The organism is Thioalkalivibrio sp. HK1, assembly GCA_000583135.1.
In the GTDB taxonomy this organism is placed as follows: domain Bacteria; phylum Pseudomonadota; class Gammaproteobacteria; order HK1; family HK1; genus HK1.
Window position 1 is genome coordinate 82,876 of record JFBG01000011.1, and the last position, 18,195, is coordinate 101,070.

Consider the following 18,195-nt stretch of genomic DNA (forward strand, 5'->3'; position numbering starts at 1 on the left):
TCAGCGATTTCGACGATTCTCGATGATATCGTCGACCACCGCAGGCTCGGCAAGGGTCGATGTATCGCCCAATTCCTCGATCTCGTTCATGGCGACCTTGCGCAGGATGCGGCGCATGATCTTGCCGGATCGGGTCTTGGGAAGCCCCGGTGCGAACTGGATGAGATCGGGGCTGGCGATCGGTCCGATCTCCTTGCGCACGGTCTGCACCAGCGATTTTTCCAGTTCATCGCTTTGCTCGACGCCGGTGTTGAGGGTGATATAGGCGTAGATCCCTTGTCCCTTGATCGGATGCGGATATCCCACCACCGCCGCCTCGGCGACATCCGGATGCAAGACCAAGGCGCTTTCGACCTCGGCGGTTCCCATCCGATGGCCGGAGACATTGATCACATCGTCGACTCGTCCGGTGATCCAGTAGTAGCCATCGTCGTCCCGTCGCGCCCCGTCCCCGGTCATGTAGAGGTTTTCGAAGGTCGAGAAATAGGTTTGCACGAAGCGCTCGTGATCCCCGAAGACGGTGCGCATCTGCCCCGGCCAGCTTCGTTTGATGCATAAAGCTCCTTCGGCGGCGCCCGAAAGTTCCTTTCCTTCGTTATCCACGATCACCGGCTCGACGCCGAAGAAGGGTCGAGTGGCGGAGCCCGGCTTGAGGTCGGTGCAGCCGGGCAGGGGAGCGATCAGGATGCCCCCGGTTTCGGTTTGCCACCAGGTGTCGACGATCGGGCAGCGCTCTTCGCCGACGATGCGGTAATACCATTCCCAAGCCTCGGGGTTGATGGGTTCGCCCACGGAGCCGAGGATGCGCAGGCTCTTGCGCTCGGTGCGGGTGACGAATTCATTGCCTTGCCCCATCAGCGCTCGAATCGCGGTGGGGGCGGTATAGAAGATATTGACCCGGTGTCGATCGCAGACCTCCCAAAAGCGCGAGTGATCCGGATAGTTCGGCACCCCTTCGAACATCAAGGTCGTGGCCCCGTTCGAAAGCGGCGAGTAGACGACATACGAGTGCCCGGTGACCCATCCCACATCCGCGGTACACCAAAAAACATCCCCTTCGTGGTAATCGAAGACATAGCGGAAGGTCATGGTGGTGTAGAGAAGATATCCCGCTTGGGAGTGCTGCACCCCCTTGGGCTTGCCGGTCGATCCCGAGGTGTAGAGGATGAAGAGGGGATCCTCGGCGTCCATCTCCTCGGGGGCGCACTCGGCGGAGGCGTTTTCCATCGCCTCGTGGTACCAGATATCGCGTCCTTCTCGCCAAGGAATATCGCCGCCGGTACGCCGCAGCACGATGCAGGTGCCGACATCGGGGCAGGATTCGAGTGCCTGATGGGTGTTGCCTTTCAACGGGACATTTTTACCGCCGCGCGGCCCCTCGTCGGCGGTGATCACGATCCGACAATCGGAGTCGATGATGCGATCGCGCAAGGCATCGGGGGAAAAGCCGCCGAAGACCACCGAATGCACCGCTCCGATCCGGGCGCAAGCGAGCATCGCCACCGCGGCTTCGGGAACCATCGGCATGTAGATACAGACCCGATCCCCCTTGCGCACCCCGCGGGATTTGAGGACATTGGCAAAGCGACAAACATCGCCATGCAGCTCCTTGAAAGTGATCCTCCTTTCCTGGCCCGGTTGATCCCCTTCCCACAAGATCGCGATCTTCTCCCCGCGCTCTTCGAGGTGGCGGTCGAGGCAATTCCAGGAAACATTCAGCTTCCCCCCTTCGAACCAGCGGATGGAGACGCCGTCTTGAAAACTCCAGTTCGATACCCGATCCCATTTTTTGAACCAATCAAGGTGATCGTCCGCCATCTTCGCCCAAAACCCTTCCGGATCCTCCAGCGATTGCCGGTACATGGCTTGATAGCATTCTTCGTCGATCAGCGCGTTTTTTGCGATTTGCGGCTTGACTTCGTAACTATTCGATTCGGACATTCCGCTCCTCCTTTTTCCTCATGGTCATCGGTGAGTGTGGTCGACGACGGCGAATCGAATCTTGCGGGGATGAAAGGCTTCCGAGTTCTCGAAGTCGAGGGGCTCTTCGATTCACCGCCCCGGTCGGTTTTCGGCCCTTGCTCTTGATCCGCAAGTGTCGATGCGGGTTTCTCGTTCGACCCTCTTCACGGGGCCTTGTCGATCGTCTCGGCATGGTGGTTGTCGGGGGATTCGAGCCTTCGCTTGGCTTTTCTTCGAACCTTGGAGATTGCCGGCGACCAACGAAGGATAGCGAAAAATCGCCCTCGGGTTGCGAAGATCGCGCTTTCATATCGATATTCGCCGGATCGGCTTGTTCGAAAGGCGCCCTTGATTGCTCTTAGGGGCAAAGGTGCATCGCCAATCGAAGGCGATTGCCCAAGGCTCCTATCGGGGACTTGCGAATTCTCGGGCGAATATAGCCAAAAGACAGGCAATGGCTTGCCCTTGGCGATCCTTGGTCGTCTCCCCGGTTGCAGCCAAGATCCGAAAAGGATGGTCGGGAGTCGAAGTGTCAATATGCCAATTTGGTGCTAATAAGTGTCAATTTAGCAGCAATGAAAAGATCGCCACCGAGGGACTCTCCTCGAGGACGCTCTCGTTTTTCTCCGATGCGAAAAGGCCTCATCGATCGAGCTCGAGGCCGGGGATTTCGGCGGCCGCGCCTGAAAAAAATGTCCGGGAACCTAAATGTCAATATGCCAATTTGGTGCTAATAAGTGTCAATTTAGCAGCAATGAAAAGATCGCCATCGAGGGACCGGCTTCGAGAGCGCTCTCGTTTTTCTCCGATGCGAAAGACCTCATCGATCGATCTCGAAGCGGGGGGAGTCGGCGGTGCCCTCGCCTCGACGAGGCGGATCGGGGGCCGAAGTGCCAATATGCCAATGTGTCAATTTGGTGCTAATAAATGTCAATTTAGCAGTAAAATAAAAAGAGCCACCGAGGATCATCCCTTGAAAATTCCCGAACATCCTCCTGATTTCCAAGATCTCTTCGCCCGAGCCAAATCGTCGAAGGGCGATCTCGACGAGATCATCCGCCTCGCCCGTCCGACCGATGGGAAGGGTCGTTACTTGCATTGGGATCGGATGCGCCGTCTTTCGCCGCCTAAAGGACTCGACCATCGGCAGTGGTGGTTGGGAACCGCCATCGCTCGCCTCGCCATCGCTCGTAGGCTGCCCTTGACGGATACCGAAGGCAAGCCCTTTCGCTTCGGCTATATCGATCGCATGCAGCAAAGCCTGCACCGAATCGATCAGCAGGCCGGGGGAGAGTTGATGATCGACCATCCGCTCGTCGGCGATATCGTCGGTCGACGCTATTTGGTGTCCTCGTTGATCGCCGAGGAGGCGATCACCTCGAGCCTCCTCGAAGGGGCGGCGACCACCCGTCAAGAAGCGAGAGAATTGCTGCGCAGCGAGCGCCGACCGAACAATCATGGCGAGAGGATGGTTTTCAACAACTACCAGGCGATGATTCGGGCCAAGGAATTGATCGACGAACCCCTCACGCCGGATGGTGTTCTATCGCTGCACCGCAGCATCGTCGACGATACCTTGGAGCATGCCGAGCACGCCGGTCGTTTGCAGCGCAAGGGCGAGAAGCGGGTGGCCGTTTACTATCGGGATCGCGTGGTGCATCGGCCGCCTCCGGCGAGCGAACTCCCCCGTCGTCTCGAAGCCCTGTGCAGTTTCGCCAACGAAGAAAGCGGCGAGGGTTTCATCCATCCTGTGGTGCGAGCCATCGTCCTGCACTTCCAAGCGGCTTACGATCACTATTTCGTGGACGGCAACGGCCGCTTGGCGAGGGCCCTTTTTTACTGGTCGATGTTGCGCAAGGGTTATTGGCTGAGCGAGTACATCTCCATCTCCCGCATATTGCTTCGAGCCCCGGCGAGATATGCGAAATCCTATCTTTATGTCGAGACCGACAATAACGATCTGATCTATTTCATCCTCCATCAGCTGGATGCGATCGAAAAGGCCTTGGATGATTTGCGGGACTATCTTGCGCACAAGGCCGAGCGAGCCAAGCGGATCGAGGAGATGATGGCCGGCGGGGCTATCCTCAATCCTCGTCAGATATCCATCGTCGGCGATTTGTTGCGGAATATGAGCCTTCCGATGACGGTCAAGGATCACGCCCGCAGCAAGAGCATCGCCTTGCAGACCGCGCGCACCGATCTGGAGTCGATGGAATCCTCAGGTCTGCTTTCTCGCCGCCGGGTCGGCAAGCGCTTCGTATTCACCGCCGTCCCCGATTTCGCGGATCGCTTGCGGGCATTGCCCCAAAATCCCGGCAGGCGTCGATCATCGGCGGCTATCTAAGGTGTTCTAAGGCGTCTTCGAAGCGTCGGCGCCGAAGCGCTCCCGCAGGATATTTTTTTGCACCTTGCCCATCGCATTGCGGGGAAGGGAGTCGGTGAAAAAGATCCGCTTGGGGACTTTGTAGTTGACCAGATCGCGTTTGAGATGCTCGATCATCTCGCCCTCATCGAGGGTCGGGGCCTCGGTCGAGGGCACGATCACCGCGCAAACCTGCTCGCCGAAATCCGGATGGGGCAAGCCGATGACCGCCGATTCCTCCACCCCTTGCAAGCGATCGATCAGCAGTTCCACCTCCTTGGGGTGGATATTGAGGCCGCCGCTGATGATCAGATCCTTGCTGCGACCGACGATGGTGATATAGCCATCATCGTCGACATAGCCGAGATCCCCGGAACGAAAATAGCCATCGGCGGTGAATTCCTTGGCGCTGGCCTCGGGCATGCGCCAATAGCCGGAGAAAACATTCGGTCCTTTGAACTCGATACCGCCGACCTCGCCGGCGGCGAGTCGGCGTCCCTCGTCGTCGACGATGCGCAGATCGACCCCCGGCAGAGGGCGTCCGACGGTACCGGCCCGGCGTTCCCCCTCCAGAGGATTCGAGGTGCTCATGCCGCATTCGGTCATGCCATAGCGTTCCAAGATCCTGTGTCCGCTGCGCTGTTGGAAGGCCAAGAAGGTTTGTTCGAGCAAAGGAGCGGAGCCGGAGATGAACAGGCGCATCCCCCGACAAAGCGAAACGGTGAGTTCCTCTCGGGCGAGCAGGCGCGTGTAGTAGGTGGGAACGCCCATGAAAATCGTCGCTTGGGGCAGGGCTCGGCAAATCCGGGTGGCGTCGAAGTCCGGGAAAAAGAGCATCGCCGAGCCGTTGAGCAAGGAGGTGTTGCAGGCCACGAAAAGCCCGTGGACATGGAAGATCGGCAGGGCGTGCAGCAATACATCGTCGGCGCGAAAGCCCCAAGCGGCATGCAGCGTTCGGGCATTGGACGAGAGATTGGCGTGGGTGAGCATCGCCCCTTTGGGCCGACCGGTGGTGCCCGAGGTATAAAGCAGCGCCGCCGGATCGTCGCCTTTTCGGGGCGAGGTGGTGAAATCTCGGGGCAGCGACCGGCTTTGCTCGATCAACGAACCCTCGCCGTCGGCCCCGAGGCCGAGCAGGGAGCGCACCTTGTATTTTTCGCATAAGGGGCGCAGCGCATCGAGAAAAAGCGGCCGACCGACCACCACCGCCGGTTCGGCATCGCTCAGGAAATGATCCAGCTCGCGCTCCGGATAGGCGGGATTGAGCGGCAGATAGATCGCCCCGACCCTCAAGCAGGCGAGATAAAGAGCCAAGGCCTGCGCCGATTTATCCACCTGTACCGCCACGCGTTCACCGGGAGCGGCGCCTTGTGCCTTCAGGAGATGGGCGTAGCGCGCCGATTCGGCCTGCATATCCGACCAACTCCAGCGGTGGCCTTGCGTTGTGATCAGGCAAGGAGCCCGGTGGTCCTCGGCAAAGCCCGAGGCCAAGAGATCGTAGAGGTTGTCGTTGTTCATCGTTGCCGGGTATTTCGGATCGTATTTCAAGGTGATCGAGGCATCGCAGACCGAAGGCTCGATCGAGAGCCGGACCATCGGGGTATTCGATGGGATGGGGATTGTAAAGGCCTCGGATCGAAGGATCGATCGAATCCTTGACCGTTTTTTTCGAAGATCGTCGTTATGGTGATGGAATCCGTCCCCGATATCGCATCGATACGCCCGCCGCATCGCAACCCACATCGCAACCTGCCAGGGGCGTTCGCATCCGAATTCTTCGTCCCGATGCTCGATGATCCGAGCGAAAGGGCGAATCTCCAAGCGATTGGTTTTTCAAGGCGAGGATAGAGTCATCGATGGTTTTCGATGGTTTTTCGACGGGGAAAAACGCCGCCGCCCCTGATTTTTTTGTCGGCGATCGAGTCCCGCCGAGGGAGTCGGAGGGATTCGAAGCGTATCGAGGGATAAGGAAAAAATAAAGAGAAAGAGGGTATCGGAGAAGATTGAAAAAACGTCGAGAGATATCGAAAGGGATATCGAAAAACCGGATCGTTTCAGGAGGTCGTCGCCAATTCCTCGGAGAGGTGGGCGAGTTCGGCCCCGCCGGCCATCAATCGGCGCATATCGGCGCTGTCGAGATCGGCATTGGTTCCCGCTCCGATCACCTCGCCGAGGCTGAGGAAGGTGAAGCGGTCGGCGATCAGTTCGGCGTGCACTTCGTTATGCGTAATCAAGATGATCGCGATATGACCGAGATCCCGCACCCGTTTGATCGTTTTCAGCACTTCCATCTGCTGCTTTTGTCCCAGCGCCGAGGTCGGCTCGTCCAAGATCAGGACTTTGGCCCCGAAGTGGATCGCGCGGGCGATCGCCAGCGTTTGGCGTTGTCCCCCGGACATGGTGCCCACCGCTTGGCTCGGATCGGAAATATCGATGCCGAGTTTGAGCATCTCTTCGCGGGTGATGCGATCCATCTCGGCCATGCGCATCAAACCGAATATCGGCGGTCCGACGAAGAGCTCGCGGCCCATGAAAAAATTGCGAGTCACCGAAGCCAAGCCGTTCAAGGCCAGATCTTGATAGACGGTGCCGATGCCGGCATCCGATGCGTCCCTGGGCGATCGAAAATTCACCGCTTTTTCATCGACCGAGATGGTGCCCTCGGTGGGGGGGAATACCCCGGCCAGGGTTTTGATGAGCGTGGATTTGCCGGCGCCGTTATCGCCGAGCAAGGCGTGCACCTCGCCGGGATAGACATCGAGCGAGACCCCGTTCAAGGCGGTGAATCCGCCGAAGCGTTTGACCAGATTTTCGATACGAATGACAGGTCGGGTCGCCGCCGACATCACAGTCCTCCGGTGACGCGTTTGCGGATATTCTCGTTCGAAAACGCCGCGATCAACAGTACGGTGCCCAAGAATACCCGGTAGTAAGAGCCGTCGATCCACGGTATGTAGAAAACGGCATTTTGCACGAGGCCGAAGATCAAAGCCCCGAGCACGACCCCGATCACGGTCCCGAAGCCGCCGGTCAAAATGGCCCCTCCCACCACCGCCGCCGCGATCGCCTCGAGTTCTTTCAGATTCCCTTTCGCGGCGTCCGCGGTATTGGTATCGAATACCTGACAGGCGGCGAAAACCGTGGCGCAAAAGGCGGTGAACATGAACAGCCCGATTTTGACCTTGCGGGTCGGCACTCCGTTGGCAAGAGCCGCCTCGCGATTGCCCCCGGTGGCGTAGATCCAATTCCCGAGTTGGCTGCGCGAGAGCACGATATAAGCGGCGACGGAGATTGCAAGCCACCAAGCAAAGCGTGCATCGAGTCCGGTCACCCACTGATTTCCCAAGCGATTGACATTCCAGCCGATCCAGTAAAGAAAATCGAATAGCCACTGAAAGGTCTCGCCGCCGAAAAGATAGGCGAACCAATCGCTTTCTTTGAAGTCCGGAAGACCCGAAATCTGGGTCGAGCCCTCGTTGAAGGTGCGAAAACATACCTCGGTCAAGCCCCGCAAAATGAACAGGAAGGCCAAGGTGACGATGAACGACGACAATCCCGAGCGCACCACGATATTGCCGATCAAACAGCCGATGGCGAGCGTCATGCACAAGGTGATGGTGAAGGCGGCGAAGGGGGTCGCCTCGCCGAGGCCGAAGGGCAGCCCCCATTTGAGCATCATGGCCATCGACATGCCGGCGAAACCGATCATCGATCCGATCGATAGATCGAATTCCCCGGCGATCATCAGCAAGGCGGCACCGGTGGCGATGATGCCGAGCTGAGAGATGATCGAAAGATTGTTCTTGATCCCCAAGGGGTTGTAGACGACATTGCCTGCGACCACCCCGAGAAAGATCAGCAGCAGCAACAACCCGACGGTGGCCCCGATCTCCGGCCGGTTGATCAAGGCGGCCAGCATCCCCCGGCGTTGCCGCCGATCGGACTCGCTACGTTTCGCCGTGGTGGTTTTCGCTTCGGATGCCATGGTCTTGCACCGGATGCCGTATTGGACGATCGTCAAAAAAACACGGGGTCGCAAGAAAGCGACCCCGTGGGATTATCGATGGCAGCATATCCTTCGACTATCGAAGAAATCAGCGATTGACGCCCGCTTGTGCCACCACCGCGGAGGCGTTGGATGCATCCACGAAGCCCGGACCGGAGGGGATATTGGCCCCGGGCAGCATCCCGGCATTGGTGTTGTAGAGGTGAAGCACGATGACCGGCATATAGCCTTGGAGGCGTTGCTGCTGATCGATGGTGAACATCACCTTGCCCGAATCGATCAGATTCATCACCCCCGGGCTCAAATCGAAGCACGATAGATGCACCTCGGTCCCGACTTCGTCCACCGCCTCGGCCGCCGCTTCGCAGACGTGGGGGCCGACGGCCAGCAGGGCGTCGATTGATGGATCGGCCTGCAATGCAGCGGCGGTACGCGTCTTGATCTGCGCGGTATCGTTGGAGACGTCGATCATGTTGAGATCCGCCCCCATGGCATCGAAATAGCCGCTGCAGCGATCGACCAGCGCGGTATTGAAAGCCTCTTGGTTCAGACACAGGGCTTTGGTGGCGCCCTCGGTCTTGGCCCGTTTGCCGGCGTTCTCTCCCGCCAAACGCTCGGGTTGACCCACGTGCATCAAGGCTCCGAGCTTGCCGGAACTCTCCAAGCCGGAGTTGATGGTTACCACCGGGATGCCGGAATCGACCGCGGAGCGGATTGCATTGCCGAGGGCATCGGGGTCGGGCAGGGAGATGATCAGACCGTCGGGTTGGGTGGCGGTGGCCGCTTCGATTAGTTTGGCCATATCCGCCATGTCACCGCTGGGGGCGAAGTTGTACTCGAAATCGGCGCCGACGGCTTTGGCGGCATCGCGCCCGCCTTTTTCGACCACCGGCCAGAAGGGGTCGGTCCCTTGGGTATGCGTGATCATCACATAGCGTTCGGCCATTGCGGATCCACAAAGGGTCGTCGCGGCAATCGCCGTGATAGCGATCAATACTTTTTTCATCTCGATCCTCCGATTCGACAATTCTCGATATGGATGTTTATGCGGTGCTTGAAGTGCCCGCAATTCGTAGGTGCTGCAGCCAGTGTAGGTGCTGCAGCCGGTAAAAATAACATACTTGAAAAGAAACGATGAATTCTTTGCGCCGGGCATTATGTCGATATCTCGAAACGGATATCGAGGACAAGCCTCGAGGGTCGATGCCGGGGGCGATATCGGGGTTTGACATAGGCCCCTGCGATTCGCCGCTCGACGCTTTTGATGGATCCTCGGCGGCAACGCCCGAGGCGGAGCGGAGCCTTGGGAATCCCCGCCGTCGGCATGCATTCCATGAGTGCTCGAGGAGCGAAGCCATTCGGCAATCGCCAACGCCGGCCTCGCTTATCGGGATGCGGGCGGGGGCGGTGACAAGGGGATTCTCAGATCACCGCATCGCCCTTTCGGATCGCCTCTCCTTGCGAGAAGGCCAAGATATTGCCGAACATCCGGCGTACGGTCGGCTCGAAATTATCGGCGGCCATCGCCGCGATATGAGGGGTGATGATCAAGCGATCGACCCCGAGGAGCGGGCTGTTCGCCGCCAAAGGCTCGATCTCGAATACATCCATCGCCGCCCCTCTCAGTCGGCCTTGGGCAAGGGCCTCGATCAGCGCCTCTTCGACCACCACCTCGCCTCGGGCGACATTGATCAACACCGCATTTTTTTTCATCGCCGCCAAAAAATCCCGATCCACCAGATGGCGAGTCCGCTCGTCGAGCGGGCAGTGGAGGGAGACGATATCGGAGCGTTCGAGCAGCTCGGCCAACGAAGCGAAGCGAGCGCCGTGCCTGCGCTCCTCCTCGGGGGGCAAGGGACGGGGTTTGTGGTAGAGCGATTCGCAACCGAAACCCCGCAGCAATCCTGCGAGCCTGCGGGCGATGGCCCCGAAGCCGATCATCCCCACCGTCTTGCCGGAGAGTAGAAAGGGGGTGCCCCCGGCCGAGGATTGTTCCCACCGCCCTTCGTTCAATGAGCGATGCCCTTGCGGGATATTGCGCAAGGTCGCCAGGATCAGCCCCAAAGCGAACTCCGCCACCGGCAGCGCGTTGCTCCCGGTGGTGCGGGCGACCCGGATACCGAGGGAGCGAGCGGCTTCGAGATCGAGATTGTCGATCCCCACTCCCCACTTATGCAGGAGTTTGAGCCTTTTCCCCGCTCTCAATGTTCGGGCGTCGACCGCTATTTGACCGGAGATCGCATAGTCGGCGTTCGCGATCAACCCCTCTAGCCGCTCTTGCTCGCCGGCCTTCGTTGTCGGATCGCAAGATCGGGCGTGGATCAGCGAAAAACCCGGGGGTAGCAGGGATCGCATCCGTTCGACGATTCGCTCATCGATCGCATCGAGGAGCGCGATGGTTTCGGGCATCCGATAGTCCTTCGGTGTCAACAAGGCGAGCGTTGCAAAGATCTTCGGTCTTCCAAAGGCTAAGGCGCCAAGGACGCTCTTCGATCCCGCATCCCTATCCAAGCATTCCCATCTTGCACCCCTTGGCGCCCCGGTCAAGACCCGAGACTTCCCTCTTAGCGGATCGAAAAGCGCACCCCGGGACGGGCCAGTCCGCCGCCGATCCCCACCGGCACCCCGTCGGCTCGCCGGCATGCGGCGCCGATCAGATTGCCGTCCTCTTGCCGGGCGATCGCATTCATGCCGCCTGCGATCCTTTTTACCCGTCGTACTTCGTGTCCCCGGCGAATCAATGCCTCCTCGACCGCATCGGAAATCCCCGCTTCGATTTCAAGCGCCCCGCCTTGGGTCCAGATACGAGGGGCCTCGACCGCCTCCGGCAAGGGCATCGCATGATCGATCAGATTCACCAGAGATTGCATGGCGCAAGGGAAGATACGCAACCCGCCGGGGAGTCCGAGCGCATGGGTCAGCCGGCCATCTCGACGCACCATCATCGGGGCCATCGATGTGAATACCCGTTTCCTCGGGGCGATCGAGAGGGCGCGCCCCGGCCGGGGATCGAAGTTGAAGAGATAGTTGTTGGCGATCATCCCCGTCTTCGGTACCTCGAAGCAGGCCCCGAAGAGTCCGTTGATGGTTTGGGTGGTGGCGATCGCATTTCCCTTGGCGTCGACGGCGGTGATATGGGTCGTGGAGCTCGATTCCCCTTGAAAGATCGAAGGCCAATATCGACGGGCGCCTGCCATGTCGATCTCGTCTCGCCGGAGAGCGGCGTAGGCTTTGTCGATCAACGCATCGACCGGCACCTCGACGAAATCGGGATCGGCGGTGGCCACGCTTCGATCCGCAAAGGCGATCTTGATGACCTCGGCCAGCAGGTGCGTCGTATCCGCGCTGCCAAAACCCATCCGCCTCAAATCGAAGCCTTCGAGGATATTGAGCATCTGCACGATATGCACACCGGCCGAGGCGGGCGGAGGGGGTCCCAAGATATCGAAACCCCGATAATCGCCGCAGATCGGATCCCGGTCGATCACCCGATAGGCGGCGAGGTCATCGGCGTCGACCAAGCCGCCTTCGTCGGCCACGCTTCGCACGAAGTCCTCGCCCAAGGCGCCGTGGTAGAGCGCTGCCGGCCCGTGCTTGGCGACAAGGCGTAAGGTATCGGCGTATTGTGCTTGAACCAGCCGCTCCCCCGCCTCCAAGGGCGAGCCTGCGGGCAGGAAGCGCGCCGCAAGGCCCGGATCGCGCGCAAGATCCTCCGCCTGATCCGAAATGCAGTCGGCGAGATAGGGGGTGATGATGAATCCGCGTTCGGCAAAACGAATCGCCGGGGCCAAGATATCCTCGAGATCGAAAGAGCCGAAGCGCTCCAAGGCGCTGCACCACCCCGCCAACGCCCCGGGTACCGCAACGCTCTTTCCCCCGATCAGGTTTTCCCGGCCGACGGTCTCGATCCCCGGCAGCCCGCTTTGCGCCCCCGCTCGCTCCAAAGCCGGGGTGTACATCGTCTCATGGGCCGCCGCCGGAGCGCAGCCGAGGCCGTCGATGATGAGGTGCCGTCCGTCGGCATCGCGCAGGTGGGCGACGCCGCCGCCGAGGATCCCCACCATCATCGGTTCGACCACGGTCAGGACGAAGAGGGAGGCGATCGCGGCGTCGATGGCATTTCCGCCCTCGAGCAATATCCCGGCACCGGCGGCCGATGCCAGCGGATGATTGGTGACGATCATCCCTTGCGAGCCGATGGCGGGTCCTTTCTCGCAGATGAAGGGGAAGGAGGAGGCCTGATTCATGGCAAGACTCGTCAGCGTCGGCGATCTTGCTCGGCCCGCAGCTCGGCGAGCCGCTCGTCGATGCGAGACAGGCGATAGCGGCTTCGTCTGCTGCCATTTTTCTCGGCGTTCGAAGCCAAAACGAGCTGTCCGATGGCATCGGCGAGTCGATCGGAGAGGGCGTAGGATTCGGCGAGAGCCATCCGGCTATCCACCTCCCGCCCGAGCATTTGCAGGGCTTGGGCTCTAAGCCGTTGGAGGCGGGCGTCGACCCTTCCTCGGCGAGCGAAACCATCGATCTTATCCAGCGCTCGCTGCGCTTGCCCGTCGTCGATCAAGGCCTTGGCGAAGTGCCCGATCATTCCCGGGCTGCCCGGCAACCGATCGGCCCCGGCGGCGTAGAGCTCGATGGCTTGGGCGTTTTTCCCCGATCGCAGCAGGCTTTCGCCCAGACTCGAACGAAAGGCGAGGGTGCGGGGGTATTTCTCGACCAAACGGGCGATCGCCTCTCGCCCCTCGTCTTCCCGGCCCAAGCGCATCGAAGTAAGCCCCCGGCCATAGCGAATCGCCGCTCTTTCGGCCTCGTTGTCATCTCCCGCTCGATCGTCGATATCCGCCGCTTCTTCCTCGATCCCTTGCGGCAGACTTCGAGGGTCCTGCGCGTTTCGCACCCGCAGCCAAGTACGCACCGCGTGATAGTCGATGGGATCGGGGGGCTCCCCTTTTTGGAGGCCGCGGGCGATACCCCGCGCCTCGGCGAGACGAGCGCCGGTGATCGGATGCGTCGAAAGGAAGGATGGGGGGCGTTGTCGGAAGCGGGAATCTCGCTGCAGGATCTCGAAAAAATTCGCCATCTCCAAGGGATCGAAGCCCGCCTTTGCCAGCAAACGGATACCGATCCGATCCGCTTCGGCCTCTTTTTCGCGGGTGAAATCGATACGCCCTTGCATTGCCGAACCGATCACCCCGGCCACCGCCGCCTGTCCGATTTCGAGGTTCTGGCTGCCAAGGAGCAACCCGACCAAAATCCCGGCCATGGTCGGCAGGTTCGCCCGGCTGCTGCGCTCCAGGCTCTGGAGGATATGACGCTGCGATACATGGGCGATCTCGTGGGCGATGACGGAGGCGAGTTCGCCCTCGCTACGGGTTGCGAGGATCAATCCGGCGTAGATGCCGATATAGCCCCCGGGGGCGGCGAAGGCGTTGATCTCGCCGTCGTCGACCACGAAGAAGGTGAAGTCGATATCTCGGGAACGATCCGAATTCGCGGCCAAGGCATTGCCCAAGCCCTCGATATATTCGTCGATGGGCGGCTCGTCGATGATCGTCATGCGAGTGCGCAAAGAGCGCATGAACGCCTCGCCGAGGCGGCGCTCCTCGTCGACGGTGATGATCCCGCCGGAGTCGGAATCGATATCGGGAAGCAGGACCTGCGCCGATGCCCGATCAGTGAGCCCGCCTAGCAGACAGATCCCGCCGCAGATCGAGGCGATCATCGCCTTGCCGCAACGCCCGATCCAAGGGATCGAGCCTCGATCGTCTCGTCGGCCACGGCGAAAACGATCCTTGGGGCACCGCGCAAGCGGCGATCGCCGAAGCAACGAGGGCGCCGCTTCGAGGCCTGCGTTCATAGCCGGCTCGCCGCTGATGAAGTCTCGGGCACGCATCGAAGATATCTGTCGGGATCCAAAGATGGAAGGGGGCGAGGGGCAAGGGGGATCGAGCGCTTTTTATCCCCGATTCGGCACTATCCCGACTCGACCTTAGTCCTGATTCGACCCTATCAAGCGCAAGTTTACGCCATCGTCGATTCAAAGCGCCCTTGCGCGGCTGTATCCTTCGGTATGATCCCGAAGGGTCGATTTTTTCTTTTTTCTTCGCGCGAGGAAGCGATCATGCCCCGCAATGCGTTCTATGCTCAATCCGGTGGGGTGACTGCGGTCATCAACGCCACCGCCGCCGGCGTCATCGAAACCGCCCGCCGACATCCGGATCGCTTCGGCAAGATATTCGCCGGTCGCAACGGCATCCTCGGGGCGCTGGCCGAGGATCTGATCGATACCGATCAAGAAAGCGACGAGGCCATCGAGGCGCTGAAATTCACCCCCGCCGGGGCCTTCGGTTCGTGTCGCTACAAGCTCGGGGAGTTGGAGGAGAATCGAGCCGAATACGAGCGTCTGATCGAGGTCTTTCGCGCCCACGACATCGGCTATTTCTTCTACAACGGGGGCGGTGATTCCTCGGATACCGCGCTCAAGGTCTCTCGCATCGGCGAGATATTGGATTATCCGATGATCGCCATCGGCATCCCCAAGACCGTGGATAACGATCTGCCGATCACCGATAGCTGTCCCGGTTTCGGCTCCGTCGCCAAGTACGTCGCTGTTTCCATTTTGGAGGCATCTTTCGATGTGGCCTCGATGGCCTCGACATCGACCAAGGTCTTCATCCTCGAGGTGATGGGCCGGCATGCCGGATGGATCGCCGCCGCCGGCGCCTTGGCCGCGAAACGCCAAGGGGATCCGCCGCAGGTCATTCTTTTCCCCGAAATCGAATTCGACGAGGAGGCATTCATCGACAAGGTTCGCCTGACGGTCAAAAACGACGGCTTTTGCTCGGTGGTGGTCTCCGAAGGAGTCCGCGATGCCCGAGGGCGTTTTTTGAGCGAGTCCGGCTTGAAAGACGCCTTCGGCCATTCCCAACTCGGCGGGGTCGCCCCGGTGATCGCCAATCTGGTCACCGACAGGCTCGGCTATAAAAATCACTGGGCGGTGGCCGATTATCTGCAACGTTCGGCGCGGCATATCGCCTCGCAGACCGATCTCGACCACGCCGTGGCGCTGGGTCGGGCGGCGGTCAATATCGCGCTGAGCGGGCGCAACGGCGTGATGCCGGTGATCAAAAGGATCGGCGACGATCCCTATCGATGGGAGGTGGGCGAAGCGGCGTTGACCGATGTGGCCAATATCGAGAAGACAGTCCCGCGCGAATATATCAGCGAGGACGGTTTCGGTATCACCGAAGGCTGTCGACGCTATCTTTCACCGCTGATCGAGGGCGAGGCCTATCCCCCCTATCGCAACGGTTTGCCCGATTATGTGCGCCTGCGCAATATACAGGTGCCGAAAAAACTCGAAACCCTTTCTTGAATATCGTGAAAGTGTCGCGCTGACATCCACACCGGGTTTTGCGCGCCAATCGCCGATCGATGGGCGAGGGATAAAAGGCCGAAGCCTCTTGAAAAAAGAAGGCCCCGATAACCGGGGCCTTTTTTCGATCGACGAAAAGATCGCGCTTGGGTGTCGCGCCTTTTCAAAGCGACAGATCTAAGACAACAAGGGGGCGATCACCAAACTGACGATCGCCATCACGTTGATCAGAATATTCATCGACGGGCCGGAAGTATCCTTGAAGGGATCCCCGACCGTATCCCCGACCACCGCGGCATGGTGGGTGGTCGAGCCCTTGCCGCCGAAATTTCCTTTCTCGACGTATTTTTTGGCGTTATCCCACGCTCCGCCGGCGTTGGCCATCATCAGCGCGAGCAAAACGCATCCGAGCAAGGCCCCGCCGAGCATTCCCCCCAAGGCCTCGGCTCCGATCCCGAAGCCCACCACCCAAGGGGCGGCGATGGCGATCACCCCGGGCAGGATCATTTTGCGCAAGGCGGCGCTGGTCGCGATATCGATGCAGCGGGCGGTATCGGGTTTGGCCTTGCCCTCGAGCAACCCGGCGATCTCGCGGAACTGGCGCCTGATCTCGTTGATCATCTCGAAGGCCGCCTTGCCCACCGCATCCATGGTCAAAGAGGCGAGGTAGAAGGGAATCACCCCTCCGATCAGCAATCCGATCAGCACCTTGGGGTTGCTCAAGGCCAGTTGGAAATCGGGGTTTTCGCTTTTGATCTCGGCCACGAAGGCGGTGATGATGGCCAGCGCCGCCAGCGCCGCAGCGCCGATGGCAAAGCCCTTGCCGATGGCCGCGGTGGTATTGCCGAGCTCGTCCAAGGAATCGGTGATCGCCCGGGTTTCCGGCCCCAATCCCCCCATCTCCGCGATCCCCCCGGCATTGTCCGCCACCGGTCCGTAAGCGTCGATGGCCATGGTGATCCCCACCGTCGCCAACATCCCGACCGCCGCCACTCCGACACCGTAAAGACCGACGGTGTAGTTGGAGACCGCGATGATCGCGCAGATCGTCAGCAGCGGGATCGCCACCGAGCGCATCCCCACCGAAAGGCCGGAGATGACTACCGTGGCCGGGCCGGTCTCTCCGGCGCGGGCGATTTCCCGTACCGGTGAGCCGGAGGTGAAATGTTCGGTGACGAGCCCGATGATCACCCCGCCGATCGCCCCGCAGACCACCGCCCACCAGACATTCTTGTCGACCCCGATCAGATTGGTGATGACGAAGAAAGAAGTGATGATGAAGAGCACGGTGGCGCCGATGGTGCCGATGCGAAGCGCCACCTCCGGCTGCCGGGAGGAGAAGGAGCGTACCGCCAGGATCCCGGCGATCGAACATAAGAGCCCGAGCGAAGCCAACCCCAAGGGCAAGAACATCAAATCCCCTCTCAGTTGTTCTTGCATCTCTTCGGAACCTGCGATCTCCGCCCCGCCGACCGCCGTCAAACCGCCCAAGGTGAGCGTCGAGGCGATGGCGATGGTGGCGATGATGGATCCGCAATAGGACTCGAAAATATCCGATCCCATGCCCGCGACATCGCCCACGTTGTCGCCTACGTTATCGGCGATGACGCCGGGGTTGCGGGGGTCGTCCTCGGGGATCCCCGCTTCGATCTTGCCCACCAAGTCCGCCCCCACATCCGCGCTCTTGGTGTAGATGCCGCCCCCGACCCGCGAGAAAAGAGCGACGCTCGATGCCCCCATGCCGAAACCGTGGATGGTATGAGCGGTGTGTGGATCGCTACCGAAGAACAGGTAGAGAAGCCCCAAGCCCAGCAGCCCCAAGCAGGCCACCGCCAGCCCCATGATCGAGCCGCCGAAGAAGGCGACGGTCAGGGCCTCGGCGGATCCGCGGGTATGAGCTGCGGTGGTGGTGCGCACATTGGCGCGGGTGGCGGTGCTCATCCCGATATAGCCGGCGCCGGCCGAAGTCAAGGCTCCGACCACGAAGGCGATGGCGGTTTGGACGCCCAAGGTGAACAACAGCAGGACGAGAAGGACCACGCAGAAGATGGCGAGCATCTTGTATTCGCGGCGCATGAAGACCATCGCCCCGAGATGGATTTCGTCGGCGATCTCCTTGACGGCATCGGTGCCCGCCGGGTACTCCAATACCTTCTTGTAGACCCACCAAGCGACACCCAATCCCAAGATCCCGAAGAGAATCGGGAGCCAAGCGGCATGGGCAATGACATTACCACTCATCGAAAAGTCCTCCATGAAGATCGGATCCAAAGGGCTTCATCAGGCGAATGGGCGCTGCGAATCGACAAAAAATACCCGCTGCCGCGTTTCGAGAAAAACCCGGGCTCGCTGCGGTGCAAGAAGAACGAAAATAATGCCGAGCGAGAATTCGATGCGGGATTTTAACCGCTAGCGATCCTTTATGTGATATCTTGCCGAAAACGAGCCCCGATCATGGGCGAGGGTCTTTCCGAGCGAGTTACCGAG

General features: G+C 60.3%; 11 protein-coding genes. 2 read left to right on the forward strand and 9 right to left on the reverse strand.

Translation table 11 applies throughout. The features are described 5' to 3' along the window. A complete protein-coding gene (acs, locus tag BF99_RS0103975; protein WP_025769846.1) occupies nt 1–1,941 on the reverse strand; it encodes an acetate--CoA ligase in 1,941 nt (646 codons plus the stop codon). A 994-nt stretch (nt 1,942–2,935) separates the two neighbouring features. On the opposite strand from acs, the gene BF99_RS22375 reads away from it, so the two are divergent. Beyond that, nucleotides 2,936–4,309 (forward strand): Fic family protein, encoded by a 1,374-nt coding sequence (locus BF99_RS22375; protein ID WP_025769848.1) that lies wholly within the window; start codon nt 2,936–2,938, stop codon nt 4,307–4,309. 6 nt (nt 4,310–4,315) lie between these two features. On the opposite strand, the gene BF99_RS0103995 is transcribed toward BF99_RS22375, so the two are convergent. The 7 genes from BF99_RS0103995 to BF99_RS0104035 form a co-directional block, all read right to left on the reverse strand. Then, nucleotides 4,316–5,923, reverse strand: a complete 1,608-nt coding sequence (locus tag BF99_RS0103995; RefSeq protein WP_231471300.1) for a malonate--CoA ligase — start codon at nt 5,921–5,923, stop codon at nt 4,316–4,318. Between the two features lie 458 nt (nt 5,924–6,381). Beyond that, nucleotides 6,382–7,173 (reverse strand): ATP-binding cassette domain-containing protein, encoded by a 792-nt coding sequence (locus BF99_RS0104005; protein WP_025769850.1) that lies wholly within the window; start codon nt 7,171–7,173, stop codon nt 6,382–6,384. Continuing rightward, nucleotides 7,173–8,312, reverse strand: a complete 1,140-nt coding sequence (locus BF99_RS0104010) for an ABC transporter permease (protein ID WP_025769851.1) — start codon at nt 8,310–8,312, stop codon at nt 7,173–7,175. Before BF99_RS0104010 ends, BF99_RS0104005 begins: the two co-directional genes overlap by 1 nt. Nucleotides 8,313–8,421: 109 nt before the next feature. Beyond that, nucleotides 8,422–9,339 carry a sugar ABC transporter substrate-binding protein gene (locus tag BF99_RS0104015; RefSeq protein ID WP_025769852.1) on the reverse strand — a complete coding sequence of 306 codons (918 nt, stop codon included), beginning with the start codon at nt 9,337–9,339 and terminating at the stop codon, nt 8,422–8,424. Between the two features lie 416 nt (nt 9,340–9,755). After that, entirely contained in the window at nt 9,756–10,742 is a 987-nt protein-coding gene (locus BF99_RS0104025) for a 2-hydroxyacid dehydrogenase (RefSeq protein WP_025769854.1), read from the reverse strand. A 155-nt stretch (nt 10,743–10,897) separates the two neighbouring features. Next, nucleotides 10,898–12,580: a gamma-glutamyltransferase gene (ggt, locus tag BF99_RS0104030; RefSeq protein ID WP_025769855.1), complete on the reverse strand. Its 1,683-nt coding sequence runs from the start codon at nt 12,578–12,580 to the stop codon at nt 10,898–10,900. An 11-nt stretch (nt 12,581–12,591) separates the two neighbouring features. Then, entirely contained in the window at nt 12,592–14,190 is a 1,599-nt protein-coding gene (locus BF99_RS0104035; protein WP_025769856.1) for a beta-barrel assembly-enhancing protease, read from the reverse strand. A 261-nt stretch (nt 14,191–14,451) separates the two neighbouring features. Between BF99_RS0104035 and BF99_RS0104045 the strand changes: the two genes are divergently transcribed. Further along, the gene (locus BF99_RS0104045) at nt 14,452–15,708 is read left to right on the forward strand and encodes a 6-phosphofructokinase (RefSeq protein WP_156013157.1); all 1,257 of its coding nucleotides are present in this window, start codon (nt 14,452–14,454) and stop codon (nt 15,706–15,708) included. Nucleotides 15,709–15,885: 177 nt separating this feature from the next. Here the strand turns inward: BF99_RS0104045 and BF99_RS0104055 are convergent, their stop codons facing one another. Next, a complete protein-coding gene (locus tag BF99_RS0104055; RefSeq protein ID WP_038097225.1) occupies nt 15,886–17,949 on the reverse strand; it encodes a sodium-translocating pyrophosphatase in 2,064 nt (687 codons plus the stop codon). Nucleotides 17,950–18,195: the final 246 nt, after the last annotated feature.

What these genes read in the sequence shown, in the direction of transcription:
- BF99_RS0104025 (WP_025769854.1), bottom strand. Translation starts at nt 10,742, where the DNA reads ATGCCCGAAACCATCGCGCTCCTCGATGCGATCGATGAGCGAATCGTC.
- ggt (WP_025769855.1), bottom strand. Translation starts at nt 12,580, where the DNA reads ATGAATCAGGCCTCCTCCTTCCCCTTCATCTGCGAGAAAGGACCCGCC.
- BF99_RS0104035 (WP_025769856.1), bottom strand. Translation starts at nt 14,190, where the DNA reads ATGAACGCAGGCCTCGAAGCGGCGCCCTCGTTGCTTCGGCGATCGCCG.
- BF99_RS0103995 (WP_231471300.1), bottom strand. Translation starts at nt 5,923, where the DNA reads ATGGTCCGGCTCTCGATCGAGCCTTCGGTCTGCGATGCCTCGATCACC.
- BF99_RS0104005 (WP_025769850.1), bottom strand. Translation starts at nt 7,173, where the DNA reads ATGTCGGCGGCGACCCGACCTGTCATTCGTATCGAAAATCTGGTCAAA.
- BF99_RS0104010 (WP_025769851.1), bottom strand. Translation starts at nt 8,312, where the DNA reads ATGGCATCCGAAGCGAAAACCACCACGGCGAAACGTAGCGAGTCCGAT.
- BF99_RS0104015 (WP_025769852.1), bottom strand. Translation starts at nt 9,339, where the DNA reads ATGAAAAAAGTATTGATCGCTATCACGGCGATTGCCGCGACGACCCTT.
- BF99_RS0104055 (WP_038097225.1), bottom strand. Translation starts at nt 17,949, where the DNA reads ATGAGTGGTAATGTCATTGCCCATGCCGCTTGGCTCCCGATTCTCTTC.
- acs (WP_025769846.1), bottom strand. Translation starts at nt 1,941, where the DNA reads ATGTCCGAATCGAATAGTTACGAAGTCAAGCCGCAAATCGCAAAAAAC.